Here is an 18,526-nt window from a genome sequence, read left to right as displayed (position 1 = left end):
GCGCGCTGTCGATGGCCGTGCTGGTCGCGCAGATCGACACCGCGGTCATCAACCTCGCGATGCGGCCGATCGGTCAGTTCTTCCACGCCCCCATCGGCGCGCTGCAATGGGTGATCGACGCCTACAACCTTGCCTATGCCGCGCTGCTGCTCACTGGTGGTCTGCTGGCCGACCTGTACGGGCGGCGGCGCGCGTTCGTGGCCGGGGCGTTGGTGTTCACCGTGGCCTCGGTGGTGTGTGCGCTGGCGCCGTCCATCGGCTGGCTGATTGGCGGGCGGGCGCTGACGGGCGTGGGCGCGTCGCTGCTGCTGCCGGCCTCGCTCGCCATCCTGCGCGTGGTGTGGCAGGACCCGGCCGAGCGTGCCCGCGCACTCGGCGTGTGGGCGGCGTGCAATGGCCTGTCGATGGCGATCGGCCCGACCGTGGGCGGCCTGCTGGTGACGCACTTCGGCTGGCAGGCGGTGTTCTGGGTGGTGGTGCCGATCAGCCTGCTGGCCATGGGGCTGGCGCTGCGCGTGATACCGGAATCGTCAGACCCTGCGCATCGTCGCTTCGATGCGCTGGCGCAGGTGCTCGGCGCCGTTGCGCTGAGCGGCCTGGCCTTCGCCGCCATCGAGATGCAGCAGGCGCCGGCGGTTGCGCTGGCGGTGCTGCTGCTGGCGATGGCGGCCACCGCCGGGTTCCTCCACGTGGAAGCCCGCCACGGCGCGGCTGCGCTGGTGCCGCTGGACCTGTTCCGCATCCGCCCGTTTCGTGGCGCGATCGTCGCCACTGCCGGCATGACCTTCGGCATGTATGGCGTGCTCTTCCTGCTGCCGCTGATGTGGCAGAGCACGGGGCGCTTCTCCATCACCGGCGCGGGCATCGCGCTGATGCCGATGGCGCTGGTGTTTGCGGTGGTGTCGCCGGGCTCGGGCGCGCTGGTGCGCCGCTGGGGCACGCGGCTGGCGACGGCGGGCGGCGTGGTCATCATCGCGTGCGGGCTGCTGGTGCTGGGCGGGCTGGCCGATAGCGCATCGAACCTGCCGGCGGCCGTCGGGCTGGCACTGACGGGGCTCGGCATGGGGTTTGCCACCGGCCCGCTGATGGGCGCGGCGGTGGGGGCGGTGGGGCCGGAGCGTTCGGGCACGGCGTCCGCGCTGGTCAACGTGGCCCGCATGAGCGGGGCGACGCTGGGGGTGGCGATGATGGGCGCAGTCTATGCCAGCTGCCACGGTGGCGCGCAGGGGTTGCGCGCGGCGTTGCTGTGCGGCGCGGCGGTGCAGTCGGTCTGCGCCGCCATCGCCTGGAGGCATGGCACCCGCCAGCGCGGGTGATGGGGTTGGTTTGTGCAGGGGCCGGTGTCCAGCCCCTGCGTCGTCTGGCGGCGCCGTGTCAATGCCATGCGCTGTTCGCGCTCGGTTTCGCGCAACAGCAGCTGCGCCTTTTGTCTTCTGCCATCGCCGTCCTCGTCGCGCTTCACGCACGCGATACCAGGATCGCTCTGCAAAGGAATGGTTTAACGCGTTCCTAATTCACGAGAGGCGTGTTTGCCGTGGACACGCAAAAAAACCAAAGACAGCAAAAAAATTGCTGATGCTCTTGCTATGAAACCGTCACGGGCAGCCACATAAACTCCGATGCCGCCACCAATCCAGTCGTTTTATAGAGTGTCTTTGTCGTTTTCAGGGGGGAGCGGTGAGCCAATTTTTCTTATTTATTATTCAAAAAATATAAGGTGCGAATAATGGAACGCAAATGTTTGCGACCAATTGCCGTGGCTGTTCGCAGTATCTTTGCTGCATCGGTTCTGCTTGTATCGCTCGCTGGCTGCAACGACTCCGCCAATGACTCGCCCGCGGTTGCGACGCCCGCCGCGACGGATATCAACAAGGTCCAGAACGTCGTTGTCATCTATCTGGAAAATCGTTCCTTCGACAACCTGTTTGGCCACTTCCCTGGCGCCAACGGCCTCGGCAATGTCACGGCGGCGAACGCACAGGTGGATTTCGATGGTAAGACCGTGCTTGCGAACTTGCCCGCCGTCTGGGGCAGCCAGGCGGATCCTTCGCTGGGTCAGGTCAGCACCTTGCCCAATGCGCCGTTCCGTCTGGATGCGGCACCGATCAGCGGCACCATGAGCGTGGTCGGGCCGGATCTCGTGCATCGTTTCTATCAAAACCAGATGCAGATCAATGGCGGCGCCAACAACATGTTCGCGGCCTACTCGAACCGCGGCGGCTACGTGATGGGCTACTTCGACGGTTCAGGCTTGAACCTGTACAAGCTTGCCCAACAATACACACTGGCCGACAACTTCTTCCAGGGCGCGTTTGGCGGCTCGTTCCTGAATCACCAATATCTGGTCTGCGCCTGCGCCCCGACCTACCCCAACGCACCGGCCAGCGAGATCGCGACCGTCGACGCCAGCGGTAAGGCGCTGCAGATCGATCCGACCTCACCGGCCAAAGCCAATACGGGGGCGGTCAAATTTGTTCACGACGGTTCGGTGACGCCGGATGGCTATGCGGTCAATACCATCCTGCCGCCGTATCAGCCTAGCGCGGCGCCGTCTGCGGTGGGTCAAGACATTCGTCTGGCCAATCCCGCCGGCGATGCCTACGAAGGCTCGGCGGTACTGCCGCCGATCGACTCCAGCAAATTCACGACCATCGGCGACACGCTTACCGCGGCTGGGGTCAACTGGAAATGGTATGCGGGCCAATGGAACAACGCGCTGGCCGAAGGCCTGAACGTGCGCGACAGCAAGAACTACAAGCTGATCTGGACGGAAAACCCGGGCCAACCGGACTTCGAGCCCCATCATCAGCCGTTCAACTATTACACCCGTTTCGACCCGACCACCGCCCAGGGGCAAATCGAGCGCGCGAACCACCTGCAGGATGTCACCAACATGCTCAGTGATGCCGCAAACGGAACCTTGCCGCCGGTCGCGTTTTATAAGCCCGCCGGCAACGTGAACGGCCACCCCGGCTATTCCGACGTACAGGATGCCGATGTCGACCTCGCCAACGTGCTCGGCACGTTGCAGAAGAGCCCGCAATGGGCGCATATGGCGATCGTCATCACGACCGACGAGTTTGGCGGCTTCTACGACCACGTCGCGCCGCCCACTGGCGACCGTTGGGGCCCCGGCTCGCGGATTCCGGCTGTCGTGATTTCGCCGTACGCGAAGAAGGGCTATGTCGACCATACCTACTACGATACGGCGTCCATCCTGAAGTTCATCACCAAGCGCTTCAACCTGAAGGCACTGGCTGGCTTCCGCTCGGCCACCGGCGATCTGACCAACGCGTTTGACTTTACCCAGGCGCCTTGAGCGCCGATCAGCCGCGATCAGGCAGTCGATGGTGAACTGCCAACAATCGGCGATCAGTCAGCGGTGCTGACTGTTGATGGACCCCACGCTGTGCGCAGCGTGGGGTTTTTTCTTTTCGGTCCATCGCCTGAAAGCACAACACCCGCGAGCGCGGGTGTCGGGTTGGGTTGGCGCAGGGGCCGGTGTTCCAGCCCCTGTGCAGGACGATTAGCGTGCAGCCTTGGCCGACACCGCCACCGGTTCCGGCTGCCGCGCGTTCGGACGGCGCAGCAGACGCAACGCATACCACGCCAGCAGCAGGGCGCCCGCAGCGAACACGATGTCACCCGGCACGCGCAGCCACACCAGCGTCTCCATCAGCTTCGAGTGGACGATCTCCGGCGAGCGGGCGTACCACATGCCCTTGGTGATGCTGGCCCAGGCCTGGTAGATGCCGGCCGGCAGCAGCGACATGAACACCATCATCGCCAGGCCGATGTTCAGGCCCCAGAACGCGGGCTTGAGCAGGCTGTCGGCGTGCAGGCTGCGCGCATAGAGGCCGCGCAGGCAGAACAGCATCAGGCCGATGCCCAGCATGCCGTACACCCCGAACAGCGCGGCGTGTCCGTGGGCGGCTGTCATGTTCAGGCCCTGCACGTAGTACAGCGAGGCCGGCGGGTTGATGGCAAAGCCGAGCAGGCCTGCACCCACGGTGTTCCAGAAGCCCACCGCCACGAAGCACAGCACCGGCCACTTGTAGGCACCGAGCCACGCCACGCCCTGCGTGCGGCGATAGTTCTGCAGCGCTTCCAGCCCGATCAGCGTGAGCGGTACCACTTCCAGCGCCGAGAACACAGCGCCCACCGAGATGATCGAGGTCGGCGTGCCAGTGAAGTACAGGTGGTGCAGCGTCCCCAGGATGCCGCCGAACAGGAACACGATGGTCTCCGCCACGATGGCACGGTTGGCGCTGGCTGCCCGGATCAGGCCCAGCCGCGTGAAGATCAGCGCGACCACGGCGGTGGCGAACACCTCGAAGAAGCCCTCGACCCACAGGTGCACCAGCCACCAGCGCCAGTACTCGATCATCGAGTAGTGGGTGTGCTGGTCCCACACCAGCGAGGTCGAATAGAACCCGCCGATGCAGGTGGCCGACAGGAACACCATGGCGATCAGCCCGCGCGATTCCGACGGCGTCTTCAGCGCCGGCCACAGGGCGCGGCCGAGCAGCACCACCCAGAACAGCAGGCCGACAAACAGCAGCAGTTGCCACACGCGGCCCATGCTGGTGTATTCCAGGCCCTGGTTGCCGAGCCAGAAGCTGAAGTCCACGCCGCGATGCTGCAGCGTGCCCAACCAGCCCATGGCGGTGGAACCCACCACGATGAAGATCAGCGCCCAGAACAGCAGGTCGACCCCGAGCTTCTGGAACTTGGGCTCGCGGCCCGACAGCAGCGGCGCGATATACAGGCCCGTCGCCAGCCACGCCGTGGCGATCCACAGCACGCCCAGCTGCGTGTGCACCGTGCGGCTGATCACGTACGGCAGCACCTGCGCCAGCGGAATGCCAAAGAAGGATTCGCCCTCCACCGCATAGTGCGCGGTGATGGCGCCCATGCCGATCTGCAGCAGCATCAGCCCGACCACGGCAAAGAAGTACTTGCGTGTGGCCTTCATCGACGGCGTGGCGACCGCGTTGAGGAACGGGTCGTTCGCCAGCGGCTCTGCTTCCGCTTCATGCTTGCCGGCGCCATGGATCCACAGCATCGCGGCAATGCCGCCCAGCAGCAGGATGATGCTCACCATCGACCACATGGCCGCGCCGCTGGTCATGGTGTTGCCCACCAGCGGCTCGTGCGGCCAGTTGCTGGTGTACGACAGGTCGGTCTCGCCCGGGCGGTCGGTGGCGGCAGCCCACGACGTCCAGAAGAAGAACGCGGCCAGCGCTTCACGGTCGGCCTGGGCCGGCAGGACGCCGGTCGCCATCGCGTACTGGCTGCGCAGTTCCGCCAGCGACGGATCGGTGCCGAACAGCGCCTCGAAGTGCTGCGCGACGTCGCGGATGGCCTGCGCCCGTTCCTTCGAGACGGTGACGCTGTTGCGCGCCTCGTCATACGTATTGCGCCGCATCTCCTCCTTGACCGTCGCATCGACGGCTGCCTGTTCCGACGCCGTCAGCGACTTGCCTGCGCCATGTTGCTGCTGCGCACGCAGGGCCTGCAGCGCCGTCGCTTCGCGATGCAGCCAGTCGGCCGACCAGTCCGGCGCGACATAGGCGCCGTGGCCCCAGACGGTGCCGAGCTGCTGGCCGCCCGCTGACAGCCAGGCCTGCTGGCCGCGCTGGATCTGCTCACCGGTAAACAACACATCGCCGGCCGTGGTGACGACGGCCTGCGGAATGGGCGGCGCCGCCAGGTAGATCTGGCGTCCCAGATACCCGAGTGCCCCGAACGACAGGACAAAGATCAGGCCGAGCCACCGCCACAGCCTCTGATTGTTTTTCATGACAGGTTCCTCGCTAGGGTGCGATTGAGGGTGCGATTTGGGATGCGATCCGGGAGATCAGGCGCCGCCGCAGCTGCCGCAGCATTGGCCGGCGCTGGCGGCCGAGGCCACCTTGGTGATGGCCACACGCCACGTATGCGGGCCGCGTTCCAGGGTGGCCCAGGAGAACTGGCCGGGCCGCTCGATCTGGAACTGGGCTTGCAGCGGGCGCGGATCGTGATCGTTGATCAGCTCCAGCGCTTGGCCGACTTCGAGCTTGCCGAAGGTCGCGAAGATCAGCGGATGGCGCTCGCGCGGTGCCAGCACGCGCAGATCGAGTTGGAGGGAGGAGGCGAGCTGTGTCATGGGGAACTCCGTTCGGTTGGGTTCGGCATCTAAAAGATGCATCAAGAATGCATCTATAGTAGTGAGCGCAATCTACCTCGCTATTGATGTAGATCAGATGCTTGTTTTATGGGGCGCTTGATGTCCGCTGCATGGCGTCCTGCCGCGGCATGGACTGTGCGGTGCAGCATGGGGACGGCCGGTTCGCCGATTTTTCTTTGCGCTGTATCAAAACCCTACTGGCAACCGGCTTCTAACGTGAAGCGGACGACATCCATCGACTAATGGGGGAAAACATGAGCCGTCTTCAAGTGGTCCGCGGTCTGGTACGTGCGGGCCTGGTTTCTGTGGCGCTGGGCGCACTGCTGGCAGGCGGCGCACCGGCCGGGGCTGCCGCTAGGCTGCCGGGCGACTTCGGCCCGCCGCGCGGCGAGCCCATCCATGCGGTGCTGACCAGCCCGCCCAACGTGCCGCCCGCGGTCAACCGCAACTACCCGGCCAAGGTCATCGTGGACCTGGAGGTGGTCGAGAAGGAGATGCAGATCTCTGAGGGGGTGAGCTACACCTTCTGGACCTTCGGTGGCACGGTGCCGGGCAGCTTCATCCGCGTGCGGCAGGGCGACACGGTGGAGTTCCACCTCAAGAACCACCCGAGCAGCAAGATGCCGCACAACATCGACCTGCATGGCGTGACCGGGCCGGGCGGCGGGGCGGCTTCCAGCTTCACCGCGCCGGGGCATGAGTCGCAATTCACCTTCAAGGCGCTCAACGAAGGCATCTACGTTTACCACTGCGCCACCGCGCCGGTCGGCATGCACATCGCCAACGGCATGTACGGGCTGATCCTGGTGGAGCCGCCCGAAGGCCTGCCCAAGGTCGACCACGAGTACTACGTGATGCAGGGTGACTTCTACACCGGCGGCAAGTACCGCGAGAAGGGCCAGCAGCCGTTCGACATGGAAAAGGCCATCGATGAGCGCCCGACCTACGTGCTCTTCAATGGCGCGGAAGGTGCACTCACCGGCGACAAGGCGCTGCGGGCCAAGACCGGTGAATCGGTGCGCATCTACGTCGGCAACGGCGGGCCCAACCTGGTGTCGAGCTTCCACGTGATCGGCGCCATCTTTGACCAGGTGCGCTATGAGGGCGGCACCAACGTGCAGAAGAACGTGCAGACCACGTTGATCCCCGCGGGCGGCGCGGCCGTCGTGAAGTTCACCGCCAAGGTGCCGGGCAGCTACGTGCTGGTGGATCACTCGATCTTCCGTGCCTTCAACAAGGGGGCGATGGCCATCCTCAAGGTCGATGGGCCGGAAAACAAGCTGGTCTATTCGGGCAAGGAGCTCGATTCGGTGTACCTGGGCGACCGCGCTGGCCCCAATCTGGCCGCTGTCACCAAGGCGACGCAGGCATCGGCTTCCGGCACGCTCACCGTGCAGGATCAGGTGCAGGCAGGCCGTGCGCTGTTCGCGGGCACCTGCTCGGTATGCCACCAGGGCGCCGGCACGGGTCTGCCGGGCGTGTTCCCGCCGCTGGCCAAGTCGGATTTCCTCGCGGCGGACCCGAAGCGCGCGATCGGTATCCTGCTGCACGGCCTGAACGGCAAGATCAAGGTCAACGGCCAGGAATATGACTCCGTCATGCCACCGATGACGCAGCTCAACGATGACGAGGTCGCCAACATCCTGACCTACGTGCTCAACAGCTGGGACAACCCCGGCGGCCGTATCAGCGCCGAGGAGGTCAAGCAAATGCGTGCCCAGCCCGTGCCGTCCAAGGCGGTGGCCGAGCACTGACCTGATCTGCGATCGAGATCGCCATGGCCCGCCTGACCCACCGCATCGCTGCAGCACTGCTGGCGCTGGCCAGCGCCGCCGCCCAGGGCGCCGCCTATGTGCGGCTGCCCGGTGGCGACTTCGACAGCGTGCTGCCGCAGAACGCGCCGGGCCTGCCCCAGCGCGTGCGCGTCGAGCCCTTCGAGCTGCGCACGATGCCGGTGACCATCGGCGAGTACCTGGCCTTCGTGCAGACGCACGAGGCCTGGCGCCGCGACCGCGTGCCGGAGGTGTTTGCCGGCCCGTCGTATCTGCTCGACTGGGCCGACGCTTTGCATCCGGACCCGCAGGCCTCGCCACAGGCGCCGGTGACGGGCGTCACCTGGTTTGCCGCGCGCGCCTATTGCGAGAGCGAGGGCGCGCGCCTGCCCACCTGGCTGGAGTGGGAATCCGCCGCCGCGGCCGACGCCACCCGCGCCGACGCGCGCGACGACCCGCAATGGGGCCAGCGCATCCTCACCTGGTATGAGCGGCCGGCGCTGCGCGTGCTGCCGGCGGTGGGCGGCCCCCCCGACGTGCACGGCGTGCGCGACCTGCACGGCCTGATCTGGGAGTGGGTCGACGATTTCAACGCGCTCTTCATCGCCGGCGATAGCCGCACGCAGGGCGACCCCGACAAGCAACAATTCTGCGGCGCCGGTGCCATCAGCATCGTGCGGCGCGACAGCTATGCCGTGCTGATGCGCGTGGCGTTGCTGTCCTCCCTCGCGGGCGCGGATGCCACAGGTAGCCTGGGCTTCCGCTGCGCCCGCACCCTCCACGGAGACCAACCATGAAGTGCCTCAACCCCATGCGCCGCGCGCTGCTGGCGCTGTTTCTCCTGGCCGGTCTGGCCGGTGGCGCACAGGCCGCCGGTGCGCTCGCCTCCGGCTCGCTCTATCAATCCGACGTGACACTGACCGACCAGAACGGCCGCACCTTCCACCTGGCCGACCTGCGCGGCCAGCCGGTGCTGATCAGCATGTTCTATTCGTCGTGCCAGATGGTCTGCCCGATGATCTTCGAGACCATCCGCGCGACGCTGGCCAAGGGCGGCAAGCCCGCACAAGACGGCGTGCGGGTGGTGATGATCACGGTCGATCCCGAGCGCGATTCCGTCGGCGTGCTCAGGAAGACGGCCGCCGACCATAGTGCGGGCGACCACTGGCAGCTTGCGCGGGCCGATAGCAGCGGCACGCGCGCAGTCGCGGCACTCCTGGGCGTGCAGTACCGGCGCCTGGCCGACGGCGACTTCAACCACTCCAGCACCATCCTCCTGCTCGACACCGACGGGCGCATCAGCGCCCGTACCAACACGCTCGGTGCGACCGACCCGAAGCTGGTCGAGGCCATGCGCAAGCTGGTTGCCGGCAAGCCCTGAGCTGCGGTTTGCCTGACCCGGGCCGGCCCGGCGAGTGAACGTTACAGGCGTTACGTGCCATGCACCGGTGATGATGCGGCCGCGCTGCTACGCTGCCGCATCACTTCACTCACTCCCCCGACCGATGATGAGACTTCGCCAACTTGCCATGGGCGTCGCGCTGGCCGCGCTCGCGCCCTTTGCTTTCGCCAAACCGCTGTGCACGATCGTCGCCGATGCGGCCACCGGCACGGCATTGATGCATGACGGCCAGTGCAGCGAGCGTGTGACACCTGCCTCCACGTTCAAGATCGCCCTGGCCGTGATGGGCTATGACGCGGGCTTCCTGAAAGACGAACACGCGCCCGTGCTGCCCTTCCGCAAGGGCGACCCCGACTGGGGCGGCGATGCCTGGCGCAAGCCGATCGATCCGTCGTCGTGGCTCCAGTACTCGGTGGTCTGGTACTCGCAGCGCATCACGCACGCGCTGGGCGCCGACGCGTTCCAGTCCTACGTGCGCAAGTTCGACTACGGCAACATGGATGTCGCGGGCGACCCAGGGCGCAACAACAGCCTCGACCATTCGTGGATCACCTCGTCGCTGAAGATCTCGCCCGAGGAGCAGGTCGGCTTCCTGCGCAAGATCGTGAACCGGCAGCTGCCGGTGTCCGCGCGCGCGCTCGACATGACGGACCGCATCACGCAGGTCAAGCAACTGCCGGGCGGCTGGACCGTCCACGGCAAGACCGGCACCGGCGCGCCCGGCACCACCGGCGTTGATGGCAGCTGGGACCAGGCCCATGCCTACGGCTGGTTTGTCGGCTGGGTGACCAATGGCACGAAGACGCTCGTGTTCGCCCATCTGATCCAAGACGAGAAGCTCGAACCCACCTACGCCGGCCCGCGTGCGCGCGACGCGTTCCTGGCCGACTTGCCGGACCTCCTCACGGGCGCCGCCAACTAAGCGGGCATGGCCCCGCAGGGCATTGCGCGCGCGCAAGCGGGGCTTGCAGCGCTGCGTATTTTTGCGGTGCAGCGCGCGCCGTAGAGTCCGGTGCATCCACCTCTTGGAGCGGCACGATGCGCCCGCAACTCACCCTCGTCAGCCACCCGCTTTGCCCCTACGTGCAGCGTGCCGCGATTGTCCTGCAGGAGAAGGGCGTCGCTTTCACGCGGCGCGACATCGACCTTGCCAACAAGCCGGACAGGTTCCTGCACGTCTCGCCGCTGGGCAAGACGCCGGTGCTGCTGGTGGATGAGGCGGCGATCTTCGAATCCGCCGTCATCTGCGAATTCCTGGACGAGACCGAGGCGCCGCGGCTGCATCCCGATGCGCCGCTGGCGCGGGCGCGGCACCGCGCGTGGATGGAGTTCGGCTCGTCGGTGCTCAACGCTATCGGGGCGTTCTACAGCGCCCCCGATGACAATGCGCTGGCCGCGCGCGCAGCGGATTTACGCCAGCGCTTCGCGCAACTGGAGGCGGCGCTGGCCGACGGGCCGTACTTCGACGGGGCGCATTTTTCCATCGTCGATGCAGTGTTCGGGCCCGTGTTCCGGTACTTTGACGTGTTCGATACGGTTGGCGATTTCGGCGTCCTAACGGGCTTGCCGAAGGTCAACGCCTGGCGCGCGCAACTGGCGCTACGGCCCTCGGTGCGGGATGCCGTCGGCTCGGACTATGCGGAGCGCTTGCATGCGTTTTTGCTGGCGCGGCGCTCGGCCCTGTCGCGCCGCATGACGGCGCAGGAACCGGCCTGAGCTCGCATTGCATCGCACAAAAAAAGAAGCCCGGCAGAGGGGGCGCCGGGCTAAGTGGGATGGAATTGCGGTTCGCAGTTCGCAGGACACACGATACAAAAAATACGAAACTCAGATTGAAAACAAATTAAAAGCGCGCCCGATTTTGAGGATTTACTCTAAGTAAATGCGCGCTTAACACGGGTGCTGGGCGCCGGTCTTGGCGTCAGGCCTGGCTTTGCGGGTCGGTGCCTGTGAGGCGTTGAGTCATGGTGGGCACGACGGGCTGCGCAGCGTGTTGTTAATACGCTGACTTGGATCGGGTTTTTAAAACGCCAGTAATCGTTTGCGCGCGGTTTTAAATCGGCGGGCGTTTCCACCGGGCTTGCCGGCCCCGCTGAGATTGGCAGGCGGGCCATGCCATGCCGAGGCCGCGCTCAAGGTGATGCCACCCGCGAGCAGATCGTCGAGACGGTGTAGCAGCTGACCTTCCATGCCGGCGGCCCGGTGCTGTGCGACGCGCTAGTGCTGTTGCCGGAAGTGTTCGTGGCTAACGGGGTGTGAGGGCGGGCGATGTCCCTGCTTGAGCCAGGGCTTCTGCCGCGACGCGACGCCCGTTGCCGGCAAGCCGCATTCCCAAGCGCCAGGCCGCATGGCGCGGGTTTGGAGCGGTCTCACCATGGGCGACGTGGTCGTGCTCTGCGCCTGGAATGCGTAAAAACCCTAGGCGCGGCCCGCCAATCTGAGAGATTCCTTATTCCATGCGAAAAGCATACGCTTGCTACGTAGTGCTACGTGTGGCGCCTGCGTACAGGTGCGGATGGTGCATTGAAGTCGGTGCCGCCACAGTGCGCATGCCCGGCACCGCGCCCGCGGCAGTTCGACCCGACTAGAACGACAAGACGGAGGACTCGCCCCACCGGCCAAACGGCACGGACAAGCCGACGTGGTTCCACGCCCCTCACCAACAACACAACAGAAGTCCCGCGCACCTCAGGAGACAAGCGATGAAGTACCTGCTCGCGCTGCCGTTCATCGGCCTGCTATGGGTTCCGTTCTATAACCAGGAGACGCCCGCGCTGTTCGGCTTTCCATTCTTCTACTGGTACCAGTTCCTGTGGGTGCCGATCACCTCGGCGCTGATCTGGATCGTGTACCGCCACGGCGTCAAGAAGGGAGAGGAATGATGGACGGTCAGATCAACTGGGTCGCGCTCGCGGTCTTCGTCTTCTTCTTTGCACTGGTGACGGTGTTGGGCTTCGTCGCCTCGCGCTGGCAGCGTGGCACCTCCGACCGCGGCGCGCACATCGATGAATGGGGCCTGGGCGGCCGCAACTTCGGCACCTGGATCACGTGGTTCCTGGTCGGCGGCGATTTCTACACGGCCTACACCGTGATCGCCGTGCCGGCGCTGGTGTATGCGGTGGGCGCGTATGGTTTCTTCGCGCTGCCGTACACGATCCTGGTGTATCCGATCGTGTTCATGATCATGCCCAAGCTGTGGAAGGTGGCGCAGCGCAACGGCCATGTGACCGCCGCGGACGCCGTCTACGGCCGCTATGGCTCGCGCCCGCTGGAGTTTGCGGTGGCGCTCACGGGCGTGGTGGCGACCATGCCGTATATCGCGCTGCAGCTGATCGGCATGGAGGTCGTGATCAAGGCGCTGGGCCTCACGGGTGAGCTGCCGCTGGCGGCGGCGTTCGTGATCCTCGCGCTGTATACGTACTCGGCGGGCTTGCGCGCGCCGGCGCTGATCGCCTTCGTCAAGGACATCATGATCTACATCGTGGTGCTGGTGGCGGTGGTGCTGGTGCCGGCCAAGCTGGGCGGCTACGGTGCGGTGTTCTCGCATGCGCACGATGCATTCGCCCTGAAGGGCGGAGCGACGGGCCTCACGCTCAAGTCGGCGCAGTTCCTGCCGTTCGCCACGCTGGCGATCGGGTCGGCACTGGCGGCGTTCATGTATCCGCATACGTTGACCGGCATCTTCGCGGCACGCAGCGCGGACACCATCCGCAAGAACGCCGTGTTCCTGCCGGCCTATACCGTGCTGCTGGGGCTGATCGCGCTGCTGGGCTTCATGGCCTACGCGGCGGGCATCTCGGTCAAGAACAACAACGACGTGGTGCCGGCGCTGTTCAACGCGCTGTTCCCGAGCTGGTTCACGGGGTTTGCGTTCTCGGCCATTGCCATTGGCGCGCTGGTGCCGGCGGCGGTGATGTCGATCGGCGCGGCCAACCTGTTCACGCGCAACTTCTGGAAGCCGTACGTCGCGCCGGATATCACGGCGGCGGGCCAGGAAAAGGTGGCCAAGGTCGTCTCGCTGATCGTCAAGGCCGGGGCGCTGATCTTCATCCTGTTCCTGCCGACCAAGTTTGCGCTGGACCTGCAACTGCTGGGCGGGGTGTGGATCGTGCAGACCTTCCCGTCGGTGGTGTTCGGGCTGTTCAACCTCTCCAACCGCTTCCGTGCGCCGGCGCTGCTGGCCGGCTGGGCGGCGGGCATGATCGGCGGCAGCTGGCTGGCGTTTGCCGACGGCATCAAGCCCGTGCATACGTTCGTGATCGGCGGCGGCAGCTACGCGATCTACACGGGCCTGACGGCGCTCATCTTCAACGTCGTGGTGGCGGTGGTGGTGCAGTTGCTGCTCGGCAAGCGTGGTGAGGAGACGCCTGCGCTGCGCCAGTCGGCGGGTTGAGCGTCGCGCTGTAGAGGCATACGAAGAGGGCCGGACCCGTAGGGTGCCGGCCCTTTTTCTTTGGCGCGGCTAGATCAGCGTGGAGTCGTCGCTGGAGAAATCGTCGTTGCTGAAATCGGTGTCCAGCAGGCCGTCGTCGCGCGACGTGGTGTCGGCATTGAGCGACCGGTCGCTGTCGTTCCCGTAGTAATTGTTGATGACCGTTTCGCTCGACCCGGTTCCCATGACCGGTTGCCCGCCCAGGAAGCCGCCGCCGCTGTTGTGGTGGAACAGGTTCTCGATGCCCTGGAACAGCAACGCGCCGCCGGCCACGCCCGCGGCCGTGGTGGCGATGCCGCCGAGCGCGCTGCCCATCCCGCCGCTCAGGAAGCCCGGGCGGGCGGCCGGTGCTGCCTGGGCCGGTGCGGGCATCGGCACGGGCGTAGCCGCAGCGGGTGCATAGCCGGGGGTTGGTGCGGCACGGTTGGCCGGATTGCCCCACGTGTTGGCCGGGTCGAGGAATGCATTGGACCCGCCCGCCTGTGCCGCCTGCACCTGGCTTTGCAGCGTTGCAATCTGCGTCTTGGCCGCGGCGAGCGCGTGGTCGAGCAGCAGGGCGCGCTGCACCAGCAAGTAGGCGGCATCGGGCTGCCGGGCAACGGCCTCGGCAATCAGGGCGTCGGCCTGCGGGTCCTTGGCGCCGGCCCGGGCTTGCGTGAGCTGGGCGAGGAAGGTTTCCAAGGCTTGCATCTCTTGCGGGGTCATGGTGTTTCCTATGCGTGTCGTGAGGGACGGGGCCAGTCTAGGAAGCGAGTCTTAAGCGAGCATTAAGAGGCGCGGCCGATCTGTACGTGCAGCATCGCCCACATAGGCGGTGGCTTGGCGTTTACCCCAGCGCAATCCTCCGTCAAATTACTTTACAACTAAACTATTCATGACTAATGTAATACCGCATCAAACGCGGAGTCGTCATGAAGATCGTCTGTATTGGTGGTGGGCCGGCCGGGCTGTATTTCGCCCTGCTGATGAAGCTGCAGGATCCGTCGCACGACGTGACGGTGGTCGAGCGCAACCGGCCGTATGACACCTTCGGCTGGGGCGTGGTGTTCTCCGACCAGACGCTGGGCAACCTGCAGCGCGCGGATGCCAAGAGCGCCGCGCAGATCCTCGACGCGTTCAACCATTGGGACGACATCGAAGTCCATATCCGTGGCCAGGTGGTGCGCTCCGGCGGCCACGGCTTCTGCGGCATCGGCCGCAAGCGGCTGCTGAATATCCTGCAGGCGCGCTGCGAAGAAGTGGGCGTCAAGCTCGTCTTCGAGACCGACGTGCAGGATGACACCGCCTACGCCGACGCCGACCTCATCATCGCCAGCGACGGCCTGAACAGCCGCATCCGCACCAAGTACGCCGCCACCTACCAGCCCGACATCGACACGCGCCGCTGCCGCTTCGTCTGGCTCGGCACGCACAAGCTGTTCGAGGCATTCACGTTCGCGTTTGAGGAAACCGAGCACGGCTGGTTCCAGGCGCATGCCTACCGCTTTGACGACGAGACCTCCACCTTCATCGTCGAGGCGCCGGAAGACGTCTGGCGCAAGGCGGGCCTCGAGACGATGGAGAAGGAAGACGCCATCGCCTTCTGCGAGCGCCTGTTCGCCAAGTACCTCGACGGCCACACGCTGATGTCGAACGCGAGCCATCTGCGCGGTTCGGCGCAGTGGATCCGTTTCCCGCGCGTGGTGTGTCGCCACTGGGTGCACACCAACGCGCACAACACGCCGGTGGTGCTGATGGGCGATGCGGCGCACACGGCGCACTTCTCGATCGGCTCGGGCACCAAGCTGGCGCTGGAAGATTCGATCGAACTCGCGCGCTGCGTCGGCCAGCAGCCGGGCGACCTGAAGGGCGCGCTCGACACCTACGAAGCCGTGCGCAGCGTGGAAGTGCTGCGCATCCAGAACGCCGCGCGCAACTCGACCGAGTGGTTCGAGAACGTGTCGCGCTACGCCAACCTGCCGACCGAGCAGTTTGCCTACTCGCTGCTCACGCGCAGCCAGCGCATCAGCCACGAGAATCTGCGCCAGCGCGACAAGGCCTATCTCGAATCGTTTGAAGACTGGATTGCTGAGCAAGCCGGTGCACCGCGCGTGCCTGACCACGGCTCGGTGCCGCCGATGTTCACGCCGTTCACCGTGCGCGGCGTCACGCTCAAGAATCGCGTGGTGGTGTCGCCGATGGCGCAGTACTCGTGCGACGACGGCCACCCGGCGGACTATCACCTCGTGCACCTGGGCGCGCGCGCCATGGGCGGTGCCGGGCTTGTGATGGCTGAAATGACCTGCGTCTCACCCGATGCACGCATCACCCCGGGCTGCCCGGGCTTGTGGAACACCGAACACCGCGACGGCTGGGCGCGCATCGTGCAGTTCGTGCATGGCAACAGCGATGCCAAGCTCGGCATCCAGCTCGGCCACGCGGGCGCCAAGGGCTCGACGCGGGTGGCGTGGGAGGGCATCGACCTGCCGCTGCCGGATGGCAACTGGCCGCTGACCTCCGCTTCGCCGCAGCAGTATCTGGATGGCGTGAGCCAGTGGTCGCACGCCATGACGCGCGACGACATGGACCGTGTGCGCGACGACTTCGTCCGCTCGGCACGCCTGGCCGCCGAGGCCGGCTTTGACTGGCTGGAGTTGCACTGCGCGCACGGCTATCTGCTGTCGTCGTTCATCTCGCCGCTGACCAATCAGCGCAGTGACGCATACGGCGGCTCGCTGGAGAACCGCCTGCGCTTCCCGCTCGAAGTCTTCCACGCCGTGCGCGAGGTGTGGCCGCAAACCAAGCCGATGTCGGTGCGCATCTCCGCGCACGACTGGGTGGAAGGCGGCATCACGCCGGACGATGCGGTGGAAATCGCCCGCATCTTCAAGGCTGCGGGCGCGGACATGATCGACTGCTCGTCGGGCCAGGTCAGCAAGAAGGAGCAGCCGGTGTTCGGCCGCATGTTCCAGACGCCGTTTGCCGACCGCGTGCGCAACGAGGCGGGCATCGCCACCATCGCCGTGGGCGCGATCTCGGAGGCGGACCACGTCAACAGCATCATCGCCGCCGGCCGTGCCGACCTGTGCGCCGTGGCGCGTCCGCACCTGGCCAACCCGGCCTGGACGCTGAACGAGGCCGCGCGCATCGGTTACCTCGACATGCCGTGGCCCAAGCAGTACCGCGCCGGCAAGCTGCAGCTCGAACGGAACCTGGAGCGCGAGCGCGCGATGGCGGCGCAGGCGGCGGGGCTCTCGCCGCTGGAGCAGGCGAACCGCATGCAGGGGGTTTGAGATGCCGATGCTGGCAGGACACCATGCCGTCGTCACCGGCGCGGGCCGGGGCATCGGGGCCGCGATCGCCGCGCAACTGGCCGCGCAAGGCGCCACGCTCACGCTGATGGGGCGCAACGCAGCCGTGTTGGAAGCGACTGCGGCTACGCTGCCGGACAGTGCACGCGCCCAGGTGGTCACGTGCGATGTGGCGGACGCAGCGAGCGTGTCGACGGCCTTCGAATCGGCGCGCGCCGGGCTCGGCCCGATCTCGATCCTCGTCAACAACGCGGGGCAGGCCGAGAGCGCGCCGTTCGCCAAGACCTCGCTCGACCAGTGGCAGCGCATGCTAGCCGTCAACCTGACCGGCACCTTCCTGTGCACGCAGGCTGCGTTGGCTGATGTGCAGGCGTCGGGCCGTGGGCGCATCGTCAACATCGCCAGCACGGCCGGGCAGCGCGGCTACGCTTACGTGTCGGCCTACGTGGCGGCCAAGCATGGCGTGATCGGCCTCACGCGCTCGCTGGCGCTGGAGCTGGCCGCGCGCGGCGTGACCGTCAACGCCGTGTGCCCCGGCTACACCGAAACCGACATCGTGCGCGAGAGCATCGACCGCATCGTCGCCCGCACCGGCCGCAGCGCCGAGGAAGCGCGCGCCGAACTGACCAAGGGCAACCCGCAAGGCCGGCTGGTGACACCGGACGAGGTGGCCAACGCCGTGGTGTGGCTGTGCTCGGATGGCGCATCGTCGATCACGGGCCAGGCCATTTCGGTCTCGGGCGGGGAGGTGATGTGAGCACCAGCCGCACTCGCCGCAAGACCGCCTTCGCGACGCGCGCCTCCGGCTATCACAAGGTGGTGGAGGTGCTCGGCGATGAGCGCATCGGCCTGGAGGCCCGCGCGCAGGCCGACGACCATATCGACGTGAAGATCTGGCTGCGCCTGCTGGCCTGCAGCACGCAGATCGAACAGCAGATTCGCCAGCGTCTGCGCACGCGCTTCAACACCACGCTGCCGCGCTTCGACTACCTCGCCCAGCTCGACCGCTACCCGGACGGCATGCGCATGAACGTGCTGTCGCGCTACCTGATGGTGACGGGCGGCAACGTGACCGGCCTGACCGACCAGTTGGAGAAGGAAGGGCTGGTCAAGCGCGAACCCGACCCGGACGACCGCCGCTCCTTCCGCGTGTCGCTCACGGCCGCCGGCCGCCAGAACTTTGCCGAGATGGCTGCCGAACACGAACGCTGGCTGATCGAGATGTTCGATGGCCTGGGCGTTGCCAACAAGGACGCGCTTTACGCGCAACTGGGCCGGCTGCGCATGCATCTGGCCGAGCGCGAAGTTGAGCTCGACGCCCGCGATGATCAATCCTCCCCGACCCTGAATAAACCATGACCGACCGCATCGATCCGGCCCTGCTGGCCGGCAACCGCCGCCCGCTCGCGGGCTACCAGGCCACGCACTTCAAGTGGAGCGTGGTGGGCGGCGTCGCCACCA

General features: G+C 66.2%; 15 protein-coding genes and 1 pseudogene. 13 read left to right on the top strand and 3 right to left on the bottom strand.

Annotation, left to right across the window (positions count from 1 at the left end; translation table 11 throughout):
- Nucleotides 1–11 precede the first annotated feature (11 nt).
- On the top strand, nucleotides 12–1,316 hold the full coding sequence (locus tag QZ609_RS01470; RefSeq protein ID WP_295490167.1) for an MFS transporter: 1,305 nt from the start codon (nucleotides 12–14) through the stop codon (nucleotides 1,314–1,316).
- A gap of 410 nt (nucleotides 1,317–1,726) precedes the next feature.
- The gene (gene acpA / locus QZ609_RS01465) at nucleotides 1,727–3,319 is read left to right on the top strand and encodes an acid phosphatase (protein ID WP_295490053.1); all 1,593 of its coding nucleotides are present in this window, start codon (nucleotides 1,727–1,729) and stop codon (nucleotides 3,317–3,319) included.
- A 207-nt stretch (nucleotides 3,320–3,526) separates the two neighbouring features.
- On the opposite strand, the gene QZ609_RS01460 is transcribed toward acpA, so the two are convergent.
- Both QZ609_RS01460 and QZ609_RS01455 read right to left on the bottom strand, forming a co-directional pair.
- Nucleotides 3,527–5,803, bottom strand: a complete 2,277-nt coding sequence (locus QZ609_RS01460; protein ID WP_295490050.1) for a nitric-oxide reductase large subunit — start codon at nucleotides 5,801–5,803, stop codon at nucleotides 3,527–3,529.
- Between the two features lie 57 nt (nucleotides 5,804–5,860).
- Complete coding sequence (locus QZ609_RS01455; protein WP_295490048.1) at nucleotides 5,861–6,148, bottom strand: DUF2249 domain-containing protein; 288 nt, start codon at nucleotides 6,146–6,148, stop codon at nucleotides 5,861–5,863.
- A 275-nt stretch (nucleotides 6,149–6,423) separates the two neighbouring features.
- On the opposite strand from QZ609_RS01455, the gene nirK reads away from it, so the two are divergent.
- The 7 genes from nirK to mctP all read left to right on the top strand — a co-directional run bounded on the left by nirK (nucleotide 6,424) and on the right by mctP (nucleotide 13,736).
- Complete coding sequence (gene nirK, locus QZ609_RS01450) at nucleotides 6,424–7,923, top strand: copper-containing nitrite reductase (protein WP_295490046.1); 1,500 nt, start codon at nucleotides 6,424–6,426, stop codon at nucleotides 7,921–7,923.
- A gap of 23 nt (nucleotides 7,924–7,946) precedes the next feature.
- Entirely contained in the window at nucleotides 7,947–8,738 is a 792-nt protein-coding gene (locus QZ609_RS01445) for a formylglycine-generating enzyme family protein (protein WP_295490044.1), read from the top strand.
- Nucleotides 8,735–9,322, top strand: coding sequence for an SCO family protein (locus tag QZ609_RS01440; RefSeq protein ID WP_295490042.1), 588 nt, complete (start codon nucleotides 8,735–8,737; stop codon nucleotides 9,320–9,322). The genes QZ609_RS01445 and QZ609_RS01440 overlap by 4 nt, the downstream gene beginning before the upstream one ends.
- Nucleotides 9,323–9,446: 124 nt before the next feature.
- Entirely contained in the window at nucleotides 9,447–10,265 is an 819-nt protein-coding gene (blaOXA, locus tag QZ609_RS01435; RefSeq protein ID WP_295490039.1) for a class D beta-lactamase, read from the top strand.
- A gap of 116 nt (nucleotides 10,266–10,381) precedes the next feature.
- Complete coding sequence (locus tag QZ609_RS01430; protein WP_295490036.1) at nucleotides 10,382–11,059, top strand: glutathione S-transferase family protein; 678 nt, start codon at nucleotides 10,382–10,384, stop codon at nucleotides 11,057–11,059.
- 986 nt (nucleotides 11,060–12,045) lie between these two features.
- Nucleotides 12,046–12,225 carry a DUF3311 domain-containing protein gene (locus QZ609_RS01425; RefSeq protein WP_295490033.1) on the top strand — a complete coding sequence of 60 codons (180 nt, stop codon included), beginning with the start codon at nucleotides 12,046–12,048 and terminating at the stop codon, nucleotides 12,223–12,225.
- A complete protein-coding gene (gene mctP, locus QZ609_RS01420) occupies nucleotides 12,225–13,736 on the top strand; it encodes a monocarboxylate uptake permease MctP (RefSeq protein WP_295490030.1) in 1,512 nt (503 codons plus the stop codon). Before QZ609_RS01425 ends, mctP begins: the two co-directional genes overlap by 1 nt.
- 69 nt (nucleotides 13,737–13,805) lie before the next feature.
- Here mctP and QZ609_RS01415 read toward each other — a convergent pair whose 3' ends face one another.
- The gene (locus QZ609_RS01415; RefSeq protein WP_295490028.1) at nucleotides 13,806–14,480 is read right to left on the bottom strand and encodes a DUF2076 family protein; all 675 of its coding nucleotides are present in this window, start codon (nucleotides 14,478–14,480) and stop codon (nucleotides 13,806–13,808) included.
- Nucleotides 14,481–14,686: 206 nt separating this feature from the next.
- On the opposite strand from QZ609_RS01415, the gene QZ609_RS01410 reads away from it, so the two are divergent.
- From QZ609_RS01410 to QZ609_RS01395, 4 genes and pseudogenes are all read left to right on the top strand, one after another.
- Nucleotides 14,687–17,047, top strand: coding sequence for a bifunctional salicylyl-CoA 5-hydroxylase/oxidoreductase (locus QZ609_RS01410; RefSeq protein WP_295490024.1), 2,361 nt, complete (start codon nucleotides 14,687–14,689; stop codon nucleotides 17,045–17,047).
- A 1-nt stretch (nucleotide 17,048) separates the two neighbouring features.
- Nucleotides 17,049–17,822 (top strand): SDR family NAD(P)-dependent oxidoreductase, encoded by a 774-nt coding sequence (locus QZ609_RS01405; RefSeq protein ID WP_295490022.1) that lies wholly within the window; start codon nucleotides 17,049–17,051, stop codon nucleotides 17,820–17,822.
- Complete coding sequence (locus QZ609_RS01400) at nucleotides 17,819–18,424, top strand: MarR family transcriptional regulator (protein ID WP_295490019.1); 606 nt, start codon at nucleotides 17,819–17,821, stop codon at nucleotides 18,422–18,424. Before QZ609_RS01405 ends, QZ609_RS01400 begins: the two co-directional genes overlap by 4 nt.
- Nucleotides 18,421–18,526: pseudogene (locus QZ609_RS01395) on the top strand (enoyl-CoA hydratase); the annotation flags it as partial. The gene QZ609_RS01400 and the pseudogene QZ609_RS01395, both read left to right, overlap by 4 nt.

This window comes from uncultured Ralstonia sp. (assembly GCA_913056305.1).
GTDB lineage: Bacteria > Pseudomonadota > Gammaproteobacteria > Burkholderiales > Burkholderiaceae > Ralstonia.
The sequence above is the reverse complement of the archived record's forward strand: the minus strand, read 5'-3'. Positions and strand labels throughout refer to the sequence as shown.

Bases quoted from the DNA above. Each gene is read 5' to 3' on its own strand.
- QZ609_RS01430 (WP_295490036.1), top strand. From the start codon at position 10,382: ATGCGCCCGCAACTCACCCTCGTCAGCCACCCGCTTTGCCCCTACGTG.
- QZ609_RS01455 (WP_295490048.1), bottom strand. From the start codon at position 6,148: ATGACACAGCTCGCCTCCTCCCTCCAACTCGATCTGCGCGTGCTGGCA.
- blaOXA (WP_295490039.1), top strand. From the start codon at position 9,447: ATGATGAGACTTCGCCAACTTGCCATGGGCGTCGCGCTGGCCGCGCTC.
- mctP (WP_295490030.1), top strand. From the start codon at position 12,225: ATGGACGGTCAGATCAACTGGGTCGCGCTCGCGGTCTTCGTCTTCTTC.
- nirK (WP_295490046.1), top strand. From the start codon at position 6,424: ATGAGCCGTCTTCAAGTGGTCCGCGGTCTGGTACGTGCGGGCCTGGTT.
- QZ609_RS01410 (WP_295490024.1), top strand. From the start codon at position 14,687: ATGAAGATCGTCTGTATTGGTGGTGGGCCGGCCGGGCTGTATTTCGCC.
- QZ609_RS01415 (WP_295490028.1), bottom strand. From the start codon at position 14,480: ATGACCCCGCAAGAGATGCAAGCCTTGGAAACCTTCCTCGCCCAGCTC.
- QZ609_RS01405 (WP_295490022.1), top strand. From the start codon at position 17,049: ATGCCGATGCTGGCAGGACACCATGCCGTCGTCACCGGCGCGGGCCGG.
- QZ609_RS01460 (WP_295490050.1), bottom strand. From the start codon at position 5,803: ATGAAAAACAATCAGAGGCTGTGGCGGTGGCTCGGCCTGATCTTTGTC.
- QZ609_RS01445 (WP_295490044.1), top strand. From the start codon at position 7,947: ATGGCCCGCCTGACCCACCGCATCGCTGCAGCACTGCTGGCGCTGGCC.
- acpA (WP_295490053.1), top strand. From the start codon at position 1,727: ATGGAACGCAAATGTTTGCGACCAATTGCCGTGGCTGTTCGCAGTATC.
- QZ609_RS01470 (WP_295490167.1), top strand. From the start codon at position 12: ATGGCCGTGCTGGTCGCGCAGATCGACACCGCGGTCATCAACCTCGCG.
- QZ609_RS01425 (WP_295490033.1), top strand. From the start codon at position 12,046: ATGAAGTACCTGCTCGCGCTGCCGTTCATCGGCCTGCTATGGGTTCCG.
- QZ609_RS01440 (WP_295490042.1), top strand. From the start codon at position 8,735: ATGAAGTGCCTCAACCCCATGCGCCGCGCGCTGCTGGCGCTGTTTCTC.